At 62.2% G+C, this 14,152-nt stretch carries 16 protein-coding genes; 8 read left to right on the top strand and 8 right to left on the bottom strand.

Annotated elements, in window-relative coordinates; all coding sequences use genetic code 11:
- Positions 1–187 precede the first annotated feature (187 nt).
- The 3 genes from ACD590_RS23965 to guaA all read left to right on the top strand — a co-directional run bounded on the left by ACD590_RS23965 (position 188) and on the right by guaA (position 2,927).
- The gene (locus ACD590_RS23965) at positions 188–637 is read left to right on the top strand and encodes a PaaI family thioesterase (protein WP_003544704.1); all 450 of its coding nucleotides are present in this window, start codon (positions 188–190) and stop codon (positions 635–637) included.
- The gene (locus tag ACD590_RS23960; protein ID WP_018244421.1) at positions 634–1,272 is read left to right on the top strand and encodes a 5'-methylthioadenosine/S-adenosylhomocysteine nucleosidase; all 639 of its coding nucleotides are present in this window, start codon (positions 634–636) and stop codon (positions 1,270–1,272) included. Before ACD590_RS23965 ends, ACD590_RS23960 begins: the two co-directional genes overlap by 4 nt.
- 92 nt (positions 1,273–1,364) lie before the next feature.
- Complete coding sequence (gene guaA, locus ACD590_RS23955) at positions 1,365–2,927, top strand: glutamine-hydrolyzing GMP synthase (protein ID WP_018244420.1); 1,563 nt, start codon at positions 1,365–1,367, stop codon at positions 2,925–2,927.
- A 97-nt stretch (positions 2,928–3,024) separates the two neighbouring features.
- Here guaA and ACD590_RS23950 read toward each other — a convergent pair whose 3' ends face one another.
- Complete coding sequence (locus tag ACD590_RS23950; protein WP_439003462.1) at positions 3,025–3,624, bottom strand: NADPH-dependent F420 reductase; 600 nt, start codon at positions 3,622–3,624, stop codon at positions 3,025–3,027.
- 155 nt (positions 3,625–3,779) lie between these two features.
- On the bottom strand, positions 3,780–4,514 hold the full coding sequence (locus ACD590_RS23945) for an SDR family NAD(P)-dependent oxidoreductase (protein WP_439003461.1): 735 nt from the start codon (positions 4,512–4,514) through the stop codon (positions 3,780–3,782).
- A 274-nt stretch (positions 4,515–4,788) separates the two neighbouring features.
- On the opposite strand from ACD590_RS23945, the gene ACD590_RS23940 reads away from it, so the two are divergent.
- On the top strand, positions 4,789–5,685 hold the full coding sequence (locus ACD590_RS23940) for a LysR family transcriptional regulator (protein ID WP_439003460.1): 897 nt from the start codon (positions 4,789–4,791) through the stop codon (positions 5,683–5,685).
- Positions 5,686–6,002: 317 nt separating this feature from the next.
- On the opposite strand, the gene ACD590_RS23935 is transcribed toward ACD590_RS23940, so the two are convergent.
- Positions 6,003–6,905, bottom strand: a complete 903-nt coding sequence (locus ACD590_RS23935; RefSeq protein ID WP_439003459.1) for a LysR family transcriptional regulator — start codon at positions 6,903–6,905, stop codon at positions 6,003–6,005.
- A gap of 234 nt (positions 6,906–7,139) precedes the next feature.
- On the opposite strand from ACD590_RS23935, the gene ACD590_RS23930 reads away from it, so the two are divergent.
- The gene (locus tag ACD590_RS23930) at positions 7,140–8,021 is read left to right on the top strand and encodes an NmrA family NAD(P)-binding protein (protein WP_131631031.1); all 882 of its coding nucleotides are present in this window, start codon (positions 7,140–7,142) and stop codon (positions 8,019–8,021) included.
- Between the two features lie 134 nt (positions 8,022–8,155).
- Here the strand turns inward: ACD590_RS23930 and ACD590_RS23925 are convergent, their stop codons facing one another.
- Both ACD590_RS23925 and ACD590_RS23920 read right to left on the bottom strand, forming a co-directional pair.
- The gene (locus tag ACD590_RS23925; protein ID WP_439003458.1) at positions 8,156–8,686 is read right to left on the bottom strand and encodes a dihydrofolate reductase family protein; all 531 of its coding nucleotides are present in this window, start codon (positions 8,684–8,686) and stop codon (positions 8,156–8,158) included.
- A 262-nt stretch (positions 8,687–8,948) separates the two neighbouring features.
- Positions 8,949–9,830, bottom strand: coding sequence for an AraC family transcriptional regulator (locus ACD590_RS23920; protein WP_439003457.1), 882 nt, complete (start codon positions 9,828–9,830; stop codon positions 8,949–8,951).
- Between the two features lie 67 nt (positions 9,831–9,897).
- On the opposite strand from ACD590_RS23920, the gene ACD590_RS23915 reads away from it, so the two are divergent.
- Positions 9,898–10,380 carry a hypothetical protein gene (locus ACD590_RS23915; protein WP_439003456.1) on the top strand — a complete coding sequence of 161 codons (483 nt, stop codon included), beginning with the start codon at positions 9,898–9,900 and terminating at the stop codon, positions 10,378–10,380.
- Entirely contained in the window at positions 10,356–10,847 is a 492-nt protein-coding gene (locus ACD590_RS23910) for a GNAT family N-acetyltransferase (RefSeq protein ID WP_439003455.1), read from the top strand. Before ACD590_RS23915 ends, ACD590_RS23910 begins: the two co-directional genes overlap by 25 nt.
- A gap of 104 nt (positions 10,848–10,951) precedes the next feature.
- Here ACD590_RS23910 and ACD590_RS23905 read toward each other — a convergent pair whose 3' ends face one another.
- From ACD590_RS23905 to ACD590_RS23895, 3 genes are all read right to left on the bottom strand, one after another.
- Positions 10,952–11,497 (bottom strand): YbhB/YbcL family Raf kinase inhibitor-like protein, encoded by a 546-nt coding sequence (locus tag ACD590_RS23905; RefSeq protein ID WP_112905752.1) that lies wholly within the window; start codon positions 11,495–11,497, stop codon positions 10,952–10,954.
- 38 nt (positions 11,498–11,535) lie between these two features.
- A complete protein-coding gene (locus tag ACD590_RS23900; RefSeq protein WP_439003454.1) occupies positions 11,536–12,390 on the bottom strand; it encodes a helix-turn-helix transcriptional regulator in 855 nt (284 codons plus the stop codon).
- Between the two features lie 185 nt (positions 12,391–12,575).
- Entirely contained in the window at positions 12,576–13,547 is a 972-nt protein-coding gene (locus ACD590_RS23895) for a LysR family transcriptional regulator (RefSeq protein ID WP_439003453.1), read from the bottom strand.
- Positions 13,548–13,625: 78 nt separating this feature from the next.
- Here ACD590_RS23895 and ACD590_RS23890 point away from each other — a divergent pair, with 78 nt between their 5' ends.
- Positions 13,626–14,150, top strand: a complete 525-nt coding sequence (locus ACD590_RS23890; protein WP_283185873.1) for a hypothetical protein — start codon at positions 13,626–13,628, stop codon at positions 14,148–14,150.
- The last annotated feature ends 2 nt before the right edge of the window (positions 14,151–14,152 follow it).

Below are 14,152 nucleotides of genomic sequence, written 5' to 3'. Positions count from 1 at the left end.
CTTCGCATCGGATCGCCACAATCCAACGGTACTGGCCAGCTACCGGCTTGCGCGGCGGCGCAAAGGTGAAAGGTTGCCCCGGCGACACGGTCCCGGGTTTCCATCGCCGCCCGGACCGATTTCAGCAATGTCCAGCTTGTCGAATGCGGCGCGCCATGCCACTTTCGCGGCTGCAAGAGGGGCAGACATGAGCGAGACTGACAGGGGCGATTTCCGCGCGCGAATCCGCCGCAATTTTGCGCGCCAGGCGGCGATGGAAACGATCGGCGCGGAGCTGACGCGCGTCGAGCACGGCGTCGTCGAGATCGAGCTTCCCTTCGACGTCAAGCTGACACAGCAGCACGGCATCCTGCATGCGGGCATCATTTCCGCAGCGCTCGATTCGGCCTGCGGCTTTGCCGCCTACAGCGTCATTGACCCGGAAGCCTCGATCCTGACGATCGAGTTCAAGGTCAATCTCATGTCGCCGGGGCGTGGCGATCGTTTCCTGTTTCGCGGGGAAATCACCAAACCCGGCTCCACCATCATCGTCGCCGACGGACGAGGCTACGCGATCAGCGACGGGCCGGCCAAACTCATCGCCTCCATGACCGGAACGATGATGGTGATCCGCGGTAGAGAGGGCATTACGGGATGAAGTTCGAACTGAAATCGGTCGCGGGGAAATCCATCCTTTTCGTCATGGCAGCGGAGGCCGAATACGGTCCCTTCCTGCGTTCGCGCATCGAACCTTTGATGACTGGCGTCGGCCCGGTCGAGGCAGCCATCGCGCTGAGCAAGACATTGGCGCGGCTGGATGCAGTCGACGAACTGCCCGATCTCGTCGTGTCCCTCGGTTCGGCCGGCTCCGCGAAACTGGAGCAGACCGAAGTCTATCAGGTGACCTCGGTTTCCTACCGCGACATGGACGCCTCGCCGCTCGGCTTCGAAAAGGGCAAGACACCCTTTCTCGACCTGCCCGCAACGCTCGAACTGCCGCTGCGCATTCCCGGCATTGCCGAAGCAAGTCTTTCCACCGGCGGCAACATCATTTCGGGCGCCGCCTACACAGGCATCGACGCCGACATGGTCGACATGGAGACCTATGCGGTGCTGCGCGCCTGCCAGGGCTACAAGCTGCCGCTGATCGGTCTTCGCGGCATTTCCGACGGTGCCGTCGAGCTGCAGCATATTTCGGGTTGGACCGAATATCTGCACATCGTCGACCGCAAGCTCTCCTATGGCGTCGACAGCCTGTTCACCGCACTGGAGGACGGGGTTTTCTGGTTCTGAGCCCTTGAATGCGGGACAATTGGAACAATAAAAACCCGATACCGCCGATTTCCCGCATTGCCAGGCGAAGCGCTTTTCATTAAAGCCTCGCCATGACCCAGACAGCACATCCCGACTCCGTTCTCATCGTCGATTTCGGCAGCCAGGTGACCCAGCTCATCGCACGGCGCGTGCGCGAGGCTGGCGTCTATTGCGAGATCGTTCCCTTCCAATCGGCCGAAGAGGCCTTTCGGCGCCTGCAGCCGAAGGCCGTGATCCTGTCCGGCAGCCCGGCTTCCACGGTGGACGAGGGATCGCCGCGAGCGCCTCAGATCATCTTCGACAGCGGCCTGCCGGTCTTCGGCATCTGCTACGGCCAGCAGACGATGTGCATGCAGCTCGGCGGCAAGGTCGAGAGCGGCCATCACCGCGAATTCGGCCGCGCCTTCCTCGAGGTCGACAGGGACTGCCAGCTGTTCGAGGGCCTCTGGTCTTCCGGCTCGCGCCACCAGGTCTGGATGAGCCATGGCGACCGCGTCACCGCGCTGCCAGATGGTTTCGAGGTGGTCGCCACCTCCTCCAACGCCCCCTACGCCTTCATTGCCGACGAGAAGCGCAAATATTACGGCGTGCAGTTCCACCCGGAAGTCGTGCATACGCCGGATGGCGCCAAGCTGATCGGCAACTTCATTCACAACATCGCCGGCATTAAGGGTGACTGGTCGATGTCGGCTTATCGCCAGAAGGCGGTCGAGCAGATCCGCGCGCAGGTGGGCGACAAGCGCGTCATCTGCGCGCTTTCAGGCGGCGTCGACAGTTCCGTCGCAGCGCTCTTGATCCACGAGGCCGTCGGCGACCAGCTGACCTGCATCCTCGTCGACCACGGGCTGATGCGCAAGGACGAGGCGGCGGGCGTCGTCGCTATGTTCCGCGAGCATTACAATCTGCATCTGCTGCACGTCGATGCCTCGGACCGCTTCATCGGCGAACTCGAAGGCGTCAGCGACCCGGAAACCAAGCGCAAGATCATCGGCCGGCTGTTCATCGAGACCTTCGAGGAAGAGGCGAAGAAGCTCGGCGGCGCCGACTTCCTCGGCCAAGGTACGCTCTATCCCGACGTCATCGAAAGCGTTTCCTTCACCGGCGGCCCGTCGGTGACGATCAAATCGCACCACAATGTCGGCGGCCTGCCGGAGCGCATGAAGATGCAGCTCGTCGAGCCGCTGCGCGAGCTCTTCAAGGACGAGGTGCGCGCGCTCGGCCGCGAGCTTGGCCTGCCCGACAGCTTCATCGGCCGCCACCCCTTCCCCGGCCCCGGCCTGGCCATCCGCTGCCCCGGCGGCATCACCCGCGAAAAGCTGGAGATCCTGCGCGAGGCCGATGCGATCTATCTCGACGAAATCCGCAAGGCCGGCCTCTACGACGCCATCTGGCAGGCCTTCGCCGTGCTGCTTCCCGTCCAGACCGTTGGCGTCATGGGCGACGGGCGCACCTATGAATTCGTCTGCGCGCTGCGCGCTGTCACCTCCGTCGACGGCATGACGGCGGACTTCTACCACTACGACATGGAATTCCTCGGTCGCGCCGCGACCCGCATCATCAACGAGGTGCGCGGCATCAACCGCGTGGTCTACGATGTTACGTCGAAGCCGCCTGGCACAATCGAGTGGGAGTGACGCGGAGTACCGTGGGGTAGTATCGGATGGCAGAGGACACTCGAGCGAATCTTAGGCCATCGTACTTCTCGGGCCAAATCACACGGCCTTAGATCGATTATTGCTCCTTCTTGAACAAATCCTGGAAGATGAGCCGGCCCCAAGTGTGGCCGCGTGCGTGCACCAGCGCGCCACCCTCGTTGAGCTTTCCCAGCTTGACGGGTGCGAACCCGAGCTGTTTGGCCAAATCCGCCGCGGGAGCGATCGCGTCCTCGTCGTCGCTCGACAGAAAGACGACCCGGTGGCCGCCCTCGACGACCGGGTCGGCAGCCAGGGTGGCGGCAATCAGGTGATTGAACCCTTTCACGAACTTGGCGCCGGTGAACGACTTCGCTGCGAAGGCGGAGGACGGGAGACCGTCCAGCTCCTCAAGGGGAACCAACGCGTTCATCGCGTCGATGACTGTCTTGCCTTTCCAGCTCGGCAGGGCCTTCGCAACCTCACGATGCTCCCCGAACGGGACCGCCAGGATGATTGTGTCGGCCTCGAGTGCATCCCGCAGCGACTTGGCGACGACCGTGGGGCCAATCGCCCGAGCCTGCGGCGCCAACGCCTCGGGCGGCCGGCGGCTCGCGACGGCCACCTTGATGTTCTTACGGGCGAAGGCGTGGGCGAGGGCCTGGCCTATCTTACCGAACCCTACAATCGCATAGCTCATAATGCTTCTCCAATCCGTGTTGCTATTAATTCCCCGGCCGTCAACGGCGCTGGGTTATCCGTTCCACTGTGTGGCGACCTTCGCGGAGACGTCCTGCCGTGAACGAATTCCGCACGGCCGGACGGGTCAGCCAGTTCCGGCGATCCGGCGCGAATTCAGATGGCCGAGAAGCCGCCGTCGACAGACAGCTCCACCCCATTCACGAAGCTCGAATCGTCTGAAGCAAGAAACAGCGCGACCGCCGCGATTTCCTCAGGACGACCCATCTTTCCCCGCGGGATCAGAGATTCGAACATCCGCTTCGCATCCTCGGTGAGAACTTGGTCCTGCATCGGTGTGGCGATCGGCCCCGGGCTCAGCACGTTCACCCGGATATTCCTGCCCTTCAGTTCGTTGAGCCAAGTGCGTGCGAATGAGCGCAACGCCGCCTTGCTCGCCGCATACACGCCGTAACCAGAAAAACCTTTCACCGAAGCAACTGACCCGGTCATGAAGATCGATCCGCCATCGTTGAACAGCGGCAGCGCCTTCTGAACCGTAAACAACGTGCCGCGCGTATTCAGGTTGAAGGCCGCATCGAAATGCTGCTCGGTAATCTCGCCCAGTGGGACGGCTTCGCCCGTGCCGGCGCTCGCGTATAGGACGTCGATGCTGCCCTTTTCCCGCTTGACCGTGTCGAACAGACGGTCGAGGTCGTTGAGATTGGCCGCGTCGCCGCGCACGCCGGTCACGTTCCGGCCAATCAGCTTGACGGCCTCGTCGAGCGCCTCCTGCCTCCGGCCCGTGATGAAAACATAGGCGCCTTCTTCAACGAACCGCTTGGCGCTCGCCAGCGCCATGCCGCTCGATCCACCCGTGATGACTGCAACCTTACCCTCAAGCTTTCCCATGACTTCTCCTTCCAGGCTCCGCCTTTGATCGTTCGGGGACGCCCCCGAGACCCTCAAATAGGTCCGCCGGAGTCAGGCGTTGAGTGCGGAAGCGCGCACATCGGTGGTGCAAAATCGATCCGCCTGGACGACTGACGCCAGCCGCGACGATCGGTGTCTGTCGTTCGGAATTGAGCCGCGCTCGTCGACATAAGCTATGATGACAGCCCGTACTGCTGTACGACGCGTTAGATACGGGCTTCGGAAGGCGCACCGCGCGGTGCTGGATTGCACCATGATCGACTGGGATGACATTCGCTACTTTCTTGCCGTGGCGCGCGGAGGCTCAGTGCGGGCTGCCGCCGAGGGCCTCGGGGTGTATCATTCGACCGTGCTGCGACGCATCGCTCAGCTCGAGGAACGCCTCGGGGCGCAGATGTTCGAAAAGCTGCCTTCGGGCTACCGCCTGACGGCTGCGGGCGAGGAGGTCCTCGAGCTCGCGAACCAGATGGAAGCGTCGTCGCACCAGCTGGAGACGCGCGTCTTCGGTCGCGACCAGAGCGTGCGCGGGCTTCTGCGGGTGACGTTGGCTCCAACCCTTGCGACACATCTGCTCATGCCGGATCTCGCCGATTTCGCGCTTCTGCATCCCGATATCGAGATGGAAATCATCTCGTCCGGCGAGCTGGCAAATCTGACCAACCGAGAGGCCGACGTGGCGATCCGCGTCGTTTACGACCGCAAAACCCTGCCGCTCAATCTTCACGGCCTGAAGGGACCGGAGCTCTTCAGCGGCGTCTACATGTCTCGCGATCGACTGGCCGCATGGCGTGCGGGCGCGCCGGATCCCATCCGGTGGATCGTCATAAGCATTCATGGAATCCCGGATTGGGTCCGCGAGGGTGAGGTTCGCACCACGGGGGTTCCGTTCAGGACCACGGACGGCGAGGCGCAGATCGTTGCAGTTCGGCAAGGGCTCGGGATGACGACACTGCCGTGCTTCGTCGGAGATGCCGACCCCCTATTGGCGAGGGTGCCGGGCACCGACCTGCACCTGCATGGAACCCTCTGGCTTCTGACGCAGGGGGAGACGCGCAAGACGAAGCGCGTCCGGCTCTTCACGGAGTTCGTATCCCGCAGGCTTGCCGCGTATGCTCCGCTTCTCGGGGGGCTGTCCATGTCGCGCGACTGACGCCCGGAAGGTCGCCGGCGACGCTTGCCGTAATCCGGTCGGAAGCCGAGCTGCGATCGCTTGAAGCGGCGTCGTTCAATCCGCGAATGTTGCGCCGTATCACAACCGGCGCGAGGGCCACACTACTGACGGCGACGAACTTCACCATCGCTGACGGTCTTTTTGGCAGGCTGGAGACGCCGCTTTTGCGGAGAACTCCGAGGAAAATAGACCAACCGATATCGATAGTCTTTGAAACCGAGCAAATCGCGGATCGCCCTGTCGGCATGTAGACCGCGAAAGACTGCGCCCGGTGGTACCGCACAAGGAGAGCGTCATTACACGCGGACAGCGATCTCCTGGATGAAATCCAGAAGCGCTCTGACCTTCGCCGGCGGGAGGTGGCGCGAGGGATGATAGGCATAGAGCGGAAAGAGTTCTTCCGACCATTCCGGCAGGACCTGAACAAGCTCGCCTCGCGACAGCAAAGGCGCCAAACCGATCGCGAGGCTCTGGAAAATACCTTGACCGGCCAGGCAAGCGGAGATCGCAACCGAAGGATCGTCCATGACCAGGCGACTGGAGACCTTAATCTCCTTGACCTCCCCGCCGCGCCGGAACTCCCAGGGAAAGGGCAGCCCGGTCTGAGGATCGCGGAAGAGAAGCACTTCGTGATGGACGAGGTCATGGGGTGATCGCGGTTCGCCGTGTTTTTCGAGATAGGCCGGAGCGGCGACTGTCAGGATGCGGGTCTCCAGCAGCTTGCGCACGATGAGCGATGACTCGTCGGGAGGCCCGAAGCGCACGGCGACGTCGACGCCGGTCATCATCTCCTGGCGATAATTGCTGGTAGAGAAATCGACCGACAGCAGGGGATAGCGGACCAGAAACTCCTGGAGCTTCGACGCGAGCACCATGCGCGCGAACCACGGGTCCACCGATACGCGCAGCCGGCCGCGCACGACCGCCGCCGCCCCTGCGGCCTCCGCGGCGGCCTCATCCAGGCCGGCGAGAAGCGGCATCACCCGTGTGTGGAAGCGGCGTCCTTCCTCGGTAAGGCTGACTTCGCGTGGATTGCGATCGAAAAGCCGCACACCGACCCGCGCTTCCAGACGCGCGACGGCCCGGCTCACCGCTGACGGCGTCAGGCCGAGCATCTCCGCGGCGCGAGCGAAATTCCCGGTCTCCGCAACCGCCGCCAGGACGCCGACGCCGGTCAGAATCCGCGTGTCGAAAACCATTCGATCCCCTTCGCCTCTGCAGGTCTCCGCGCAGCCTCACTTCGGGCCGTAAGCAGTGAATCTGAGTCATCATATCATTGATTCTAATGCGCGGGAATCACGTCATAAGGCGGCGTATAAGGATGGTGTCTTACGACGAACGGGTCGTTGCGCTCTGCGGCGAGTTCGAGCGCAACCTCTATGCCGGGTTCGCCTGAGCCTGCGCGACTGATACCAACCTTCTGGAGAACCATCATGTACGCAATCACCGGAATCACCGGCAAGGTCGGCGGCGCGCTTGCGCGCAGCCTTCTCGCCGAAGGACTGCCCGTTCGCGCCGTGTTGCGCGACGAGGCCAAGGCGGCGGCGTGGAGAACTCGGGGCTGCGACGTCGCGTTGGCCGAGATGGACGACGCGGCAAGCCTGACTTCAGCCTTCAGGGATGCCACAGGCGTCTTCATCCTGCCGCCCTCCGAATTCGATCCGGAACCCGGCTTTCCCGAGGCCAGGCACGTCATCGCCGCCGTAACGTCGGCTTTGGTCGAGGCTCGTCCTGGCAAGGTGGTCTGCCTGTCGACCATCGGCGCGGATGCTCTGCACGAGAACCTGCTGACCCAGCGCACGCTGATGGAGCTATCGCTGCAGGAGATCGGCCTTCCGGTCACCTTCCTGAGGCCCGGCTGGTTCATGGAGAATGCGCTCTGGGACATTCCCTCGGCGCGCGACGAAGGCGTGCTGCGCAGCTTCCTGCAGCCGGCCGGCAAGCTGTTTCCGATGGTCGCGACGCAGGATGTCGGGCACTTGGCCGCCGCGCTTCTCCGCGAGGACTGGAGCGGGGCACGGGTCGTCGAGCTGGAAGGCCCCGCACGTATATCGCCGAACGATATCGCCGGAGCCTTCGCCACGGCGCTGAAGCGTCCCGTCCGGGTCGAGACGGTGCCGCGCGCGAGCTGGGAACAGATTTTCCGCTCTCAGGGAACGCGAAATCCATTGCCTCGGATCCGGATGCTCGACGGCTTCAACGAGGGATGGATCGACTTCAGCGAGCACGGACGATCGGCAGTGAAGGGCACGACGCCACTCGAAAGAGTCATCGCCGAACTGGTCGGGGCGGGCCAGGCAAAAGCATCCGTCTAACGCCACCGCCCTTGTGATGGCTTGCTGCCTGCCGGCGGCGCGGCAGGGGTTCCCATCCAGACCGTCGGCGTCATGAGGGATGGCCGTACCAAGACCAGACTTCCGCGGCGATTTTCATCTGGCGAGTCCCGAGATCAAGCCGGAACGTAGGTCAACCTGATCACATCCTCGCCAATCCGGTCATGAGCCATCAGGCGGAGCGGCGGCCGGGGTCCGGCGAAATATGGCTTGCCGTGACCGAGCACGACGGGGTGCAGGTAGATTCGATACTCATCGATCAGGCCAAGTTCGGTGAGGCTTTGCGCCAAATTGGGGCCGGCAACTTCGATCTCCCCGTCGCGTTCCGCCTTCAGCTTGAGGATCGCGACCTCAAGATCTTCCCCAATAAGCCTGGCGTTGGGACCGACCGACGTCAACGAGCGCGAAACGACCCATTTCGGCTGGTTCCGCCACGCCGCCGCGAAGGCCTGTCGCTCTGCGTCCCATTCAGGATGTTCGTCGTCCCAGTAACGCATGACCTCATACATCCGGCGACCGTACACACTGCCCGCCTGCTGCTGAGCCTCTTCGATGAAGTGGCGGAAGAGTGTGGGGCTTGGCCCAAACGCCATATGATCGACGTAGCCGTCCAGGGACTGGTTCATTCCGAACACAAGCTTAGCCATACTCACTTCCTTTCCTTAAACAGCATATCCGCAGGTCTGATTGCATAATGCAATCGGTTGTAAGTTAGCTCAACTGGTTTTATATCGCAATTGGTTTTTGAAGTGCGCATAAATCCGCAACCTGATGTTCGACACCCGCCGTGCGAGTTGCTGATCCGGTCAGAGGAGCGGACAGCCTCAAACGTTCTGGCCAACCGGCCGGCCTGGGGTGGAGCCTGTCCTCTTCCAGTGATCAGAATGAACAAGCCGCCGCCAGAGGGCGCTATTTCAGCGGCAGGAACAGTTCCGCCACCGCCTCATGCTCCGGCACCTCGGGGAAGAAGCTCAGCCGCTGGCAATAGATCGGGAAATCGCGTGCTTCCTCGCCGCTGGCCGGAAGCCAGTCGCGATAAAGGTAGAGCGCGGCGGGCTCCAGATTGTCGGTGTTGCCGACGACGCGCAGCACCGCGCAGCGTCCGCCAGGAATCTCGCCGGCTTTGATCTCTTTGCCGTTCGCCTCGATCGGTTGGTCGGTCCCGACACAAAGGTCCACGCTATAATCGGCAGGCGACGCAGGACGCCGCTCGGAACGCCAGACGTTGAAGGTCGGACTTGTCTTGGGGTGCAGGCCAGCGGCCATGCGCCAGGCGATGAACCGCTGAATGGTGGCGCCGAGCGTCGCCGGGTCGCCGCGGTGCTCCATGATCGCCACCGGCGTGGGCGGCACATCGCGAATCCTAACGTCGTCAGTGGTAAAAGTCTTCTGCATGAGCTTGCTCCTTGCGTTGTCGAGAGGCCCGAAGGCCGCAAGCCACGGCTCCCAGTCGGGAGACTTCCGGAACGACGAAGGCGATTGCCCGAACCGTTGCCGAAAGGCGCGGGCGAAGGCATCCGGTGCTTCGTAACCGGCATCCATCGCTATGTCAGTGACGCTTTGGGCGTCCCTGTAGGCCAGCCGGTGCGAAGCGCGCTTCAGACGGGCAAGCTGGACATAGCGATGCACGGACAATCCGAAGGTCGCCGTAAACTGCCGGTGGAAATGAAACTTCGAAAAGGCCGCAACACGGCTCACCGTTTCCAAGTCCAGCTCACTGCCAAGATGCCGATCGATATAGTCCAGCACCCGCCGCATCCGGGCCTGATAGTTTTGAAGCGCCGTCTTCATCGTCCCTCCTCCGTGGCGGCTCCATCTAGTCGCCGGCGGCCATAACGTGCTCGACCGATCTTGCGGTTTGGCGTGGATCAGCCGGAAACTTCCGACGACCGCTTACAGGCAAGGCTTATCTAGGGCACGCGGAAAAAATGAGCGCGAGCTGTCGGAAATTGCCGATCTGGTCCGCTTCACCCGCAGTCTTATCGCCCAGGGATTGGTCGACCAGTTCGCCCTTCTCGTAGCGCCGGTGGCGCTGGGCAAAGGCCTGCCGCTGTTTTCCGGACTCGCCGCGCCAATGCCTCTCAAGCTGGTAGGCGCGAAGGCCTTTCCGGGGCGCGGGGGCGCAGATCTATCGGCCTTGCGATCCTCGCAAAGGACTGTTATTCGCATTTCCGTCTTAGAGGAGAATGCCTTTGTTTGCCGTCGCAACGATCCAGAACTCACCGGCTGCGGCGGTAGGGATGAAGGCGCTCGGCACCATGACCGAGAGCTGACCCTCGCTCTATCGCTCGGCCTTAGCGCGCCCAATGCCGGCGCATGTCTAATGTCGAGAAGACTATGATCATCGAACTAACCACTCGTGACTTCGAAGCGCTGCTGAAGGGCATCGCGCCTCGTAATCTGCGCCTTGTCCAAGACAGCGCAATTGCGCCTCCTGAGATATTGGAGATGTTGAACCGCCTCGCGACTGATATAGGCGCTGAATTCTCGCCGTCGGCCTGGATGATCGTGGAGGATGGCGAGATCGTCGGCCTCTGCTCCATCGTTCGAGTTCCACAAGATGGAAACATCCATGTCGGCTATCGGATTGCGCCTTCGCGCCAGGGCCGTGGATGCACCGCGCGGGCCATAGGCCAGTTGCTGGCGTGGGGGCGGAGCGACCCTCGCGTGGCTCTGATCTCCGCAGAGACCGGGGTTGCGAACATTGCGTCACAGCGTGTCCTTGAACGCAATGGATTCATTCGCGCCGGCGAGCGTATCGATGCCGAAGACGGTCCATTGATTTGCTGGGAAGCAATGACGGTCTAAGGTTGCGGACCGAATAAGCCCGCACGGGAGACGGCCGGCCGAGGTTCAATTACCTCGGCCGGACTTTTGTCATGGACAGATGACGACTTCGATCACGGCCTGCTTCAGCGGCCGTAGGTGACCTCGACGGAGGCCTTGTCGAGCGTATTTGCCCTGACATAGAAGCCAACCATGGCGCCCGGCGCAGTATCAGGAAGCGGAAGCTTGTCGACCGAAAGCGCATAGACGGTGAACTGGTAATGGTGCGGCGCATCGCCGGCCGGCGGGCATGCGCCGCCATAGCCGGATGTACCAAAATCGGTGTGACCTTCGACAGTGCCTGCGGGAAGCTTTTTGTCACCGCTGGCGCCGGTGGCGATCTCCGAGGCATTTGCGGGAATGTTGAACACCGACCAATGCCACCAGCCCGAGCCGGTCGGAGCATCCGGATCGTAAGCCATGATGGCGAAGCTCTTGGTCGCCTCGGGAGCACCCGACCAGGTCAGTTCCGGCGAGATGTTCTTGCCGGCGCAGCCGAAGCTGTTGAAGACCTGTGCATCGGCCATGGCCTTGCCGGCGGTCAAATCCTTCGAGGTGAGCTTCATTTCGGCCTGTGCGGCCGTCGCGCCAAAGACGGATGTGGCGAGAAGTACTGCTGTGATAAAACGCATTCTGTTTTCCTGCGGTTGATAATGCAGGAAAACTATCGTCACCGAGCAAGTGCATCTGCCCCGCTATGCTCAACTTCTGCCCCGATCCGCTCAAAACGCTCAGAGCCGCCCCGCACATGGCGTGGATTGACGCCAAACCGCTCTTTGAACCGCGCCGCGAATTGCGACGGGGAATCGTAACCGACCTCAAGCGCGACCTGCGCCATCGGCAGGGTTGTGGTTTGAATGAGGCCCAAGGCGCGATTCATTCTTGTATCGCTCAAGATCTCACTGAAACCGGTATTCTCGGCGGCCAGCTTACGCCTCAGCGTCGCTTCGCTCATGTTGAACGAGCGCGCCGCGTGTGCAAGCGTCCAATCAAAGGTCGTATCACTTTCGATCATCTGCCGCAGCCGGTCCTCGAGCCGAGGGCTTTGGCATTGGCCCAACACCGCTCCGCAGAGCGCAAACCAGGTGATCAGCTCCATCAAACGAGCCTTGGCAATGGCGCCGGGAAGCCTCGTCAGATTGCCGGGCTGACAGCAATAGTCAAACAATGCCGCGGCTTCCTCCGGCAGCTTCGAGGTCCCTGCCGGGACAGGCCTCGATGGAACGGCGAGCGATCCCATCCTGGTATAGGCTTCCTCGAAGAGCTGTCGCGGAACAGGAAGCGCCAGGGTCTGATACTTCTGCGGCGCCTTGGGAATATTCTCCATCGTCAACGGTCGATAGTCGGGCAGCAAGCCATAGGCGCCCGCCTCGAGGCGCAAAGCCTTGTCATCTGCCATGACGATCTTCGTTCCCGATTGCACCTGTATCAACAGGGGGCTCGTATTGACGAGACGAAAAAAACAGGCCCGCCCGCCCTGGCGGATCAAGGCCCTGGTCGGAATGGGAAAGACCTCGTCGAGCATATGTTCTCCGACAACAGGATGGATGATCGTGGGGTTCGGGCTACCAGGCCGTGAGACTGGAGCCATGATCGGTAGACTTGCCACCACCGATCCCTTGAGGATCGGGAATAGCAAAACCGCGTGTGATGGGCAATCTTGAGCGTCATTCAGGTGTTCGAACTCAATGGAATTCCGCGCGTCCCACCTCAGCGCATTTTCGTGGCGGGTGTTTGCTTGTCATCGATGTGAATTCGGGTTTTGTCGGCAGCGTCGGCCCGGCTTTTCACGTGATCGATGAAGGCCCGCAGCTTCGGCATCACTTGATGACGGCTGGGAAAGTAGAGGAACACACCCGGCGCCATCGGTGCGAACGCCTCCAGGACGCGGACGAGTTTTCCCGCCTTCACTGGTCCGGCGGCGATTGGCTCCGGCACTTGCGCAAGCCCCATATCTTCGACGGCGGCTCCCAGCATGGTGGGAAAGTCGTGGGCGATCAGCGGCCCGGAGACAACAGCCTCGATCGGCTTTTTGCCGCTGACAAACGACCACGGCGCGATTGAGCCGTTCGAGCGGCGCATGCGGATGCAGGCATGTTGACGCAGATCGTCGATACGCTCGGGCCGCCCTCTCCGGTGCAGATATTCGGGGCTGCCGACAACCACCAGCGGGAAGGACGGCGTCAGCCGGACCGCGACCATGTCGGCTGCGATGAACTGGCCGAGCCGGATACCGGCGTCAAATCCTTCGGCCGCGATATCGACCAGTTCCTCATTCGCGGCGACCTCCACCTCGATCTCGGGAAAGGCCTGGCAGAAGGATGCAATCAGTGGCTCCAACAGGATCGGCACCACTGACGGCGGCACGGTGAGCCGCAATAGTCCAGCCGGTCTCTGGCCGAGCTCACGCGCAACCGCGCTTGCGGCGACCAGTTCCTCGAAAGCGGGCTTTGCGCGCGCGAGGAACCGCTCGCCGGCTTCAGTCAGACCGACACTGCGCGTCGTGCGGATGAAGAGTACTGCGCCGACACGCTCCTCAAGAGCGCGTACGGCCTGGCTGACTGCCGAGGGGGTCACCCCGAGTTCCGCGGCTGCTCTGCGAAAACTACGGTGATGGGCAACGCTCAGAAACGCCTCAACGCCGTCGAGCGCGCCTTGCCTGACTGTGAAGTTCTGCTTCATACCGCATCGATATTATCGCCAATAGTCGATCGCGGGAAGCGGCCGTACATCTGGACCCCACAAATCAGGAGTGCCCCGATGTCGACGGACTCCATCTTTCAAACCCATCTCGCGCTAGGCTACGTCGCGTGGCTGCTTTGCTTCGGCGCCTATATTCTGCCCTGGCTCAAATCGATGGACAGGGTCAAGGCGCACCGCGCCATCGCCACTCTGCACAGCTTCCGCTTCTTCGGGCTCGTCTTCATTCTGCCCGGCGTCGTCGGTCCCAACCTGCCCGCCAGCTTCGCCACCTTCGCTGCCTATGGCGACCTCGCGGCCGGGATGCTCGCCATGTTGGCGCTCGTCACGATCCGCATGCGTCCGGTCTTCTGGCTGTTCGTCGTCGCCTTCAATCTCGTGGGAATGGGCGACCTCGTGCTCGACTACTATCACGCGATCCAGGCCGGCCTGCCGGCGCGGGCGGAGGAATTGGGCGCCGCATACGCGATCCCGATCATTTACGTGCCCTTGCTGATGATCACCCACGTCTTCGCATTCTATTTGCTTCTGCGTCCTCAGCCTAAGGCAACCCAGGCGCTCGCCGGCGAGGCGGCAGTATCTTAACC

Source organism: Rhizobium sp. 862_C5_N1_2 (assembly GCF_051811205.1).
In the GTDB taxonomy this organism is placed as follows: Bacteria; Pseudomonadota; Alphaproteobacteria; order Rhizobiales; family Rhizobiaceae; genus Rhizobium; species Rhizobium leguminosarum.
Note: the sequence above shows the minus strand (reverse complement) of the source record. Positions and strands in the feature narration are given on the sequence as shown.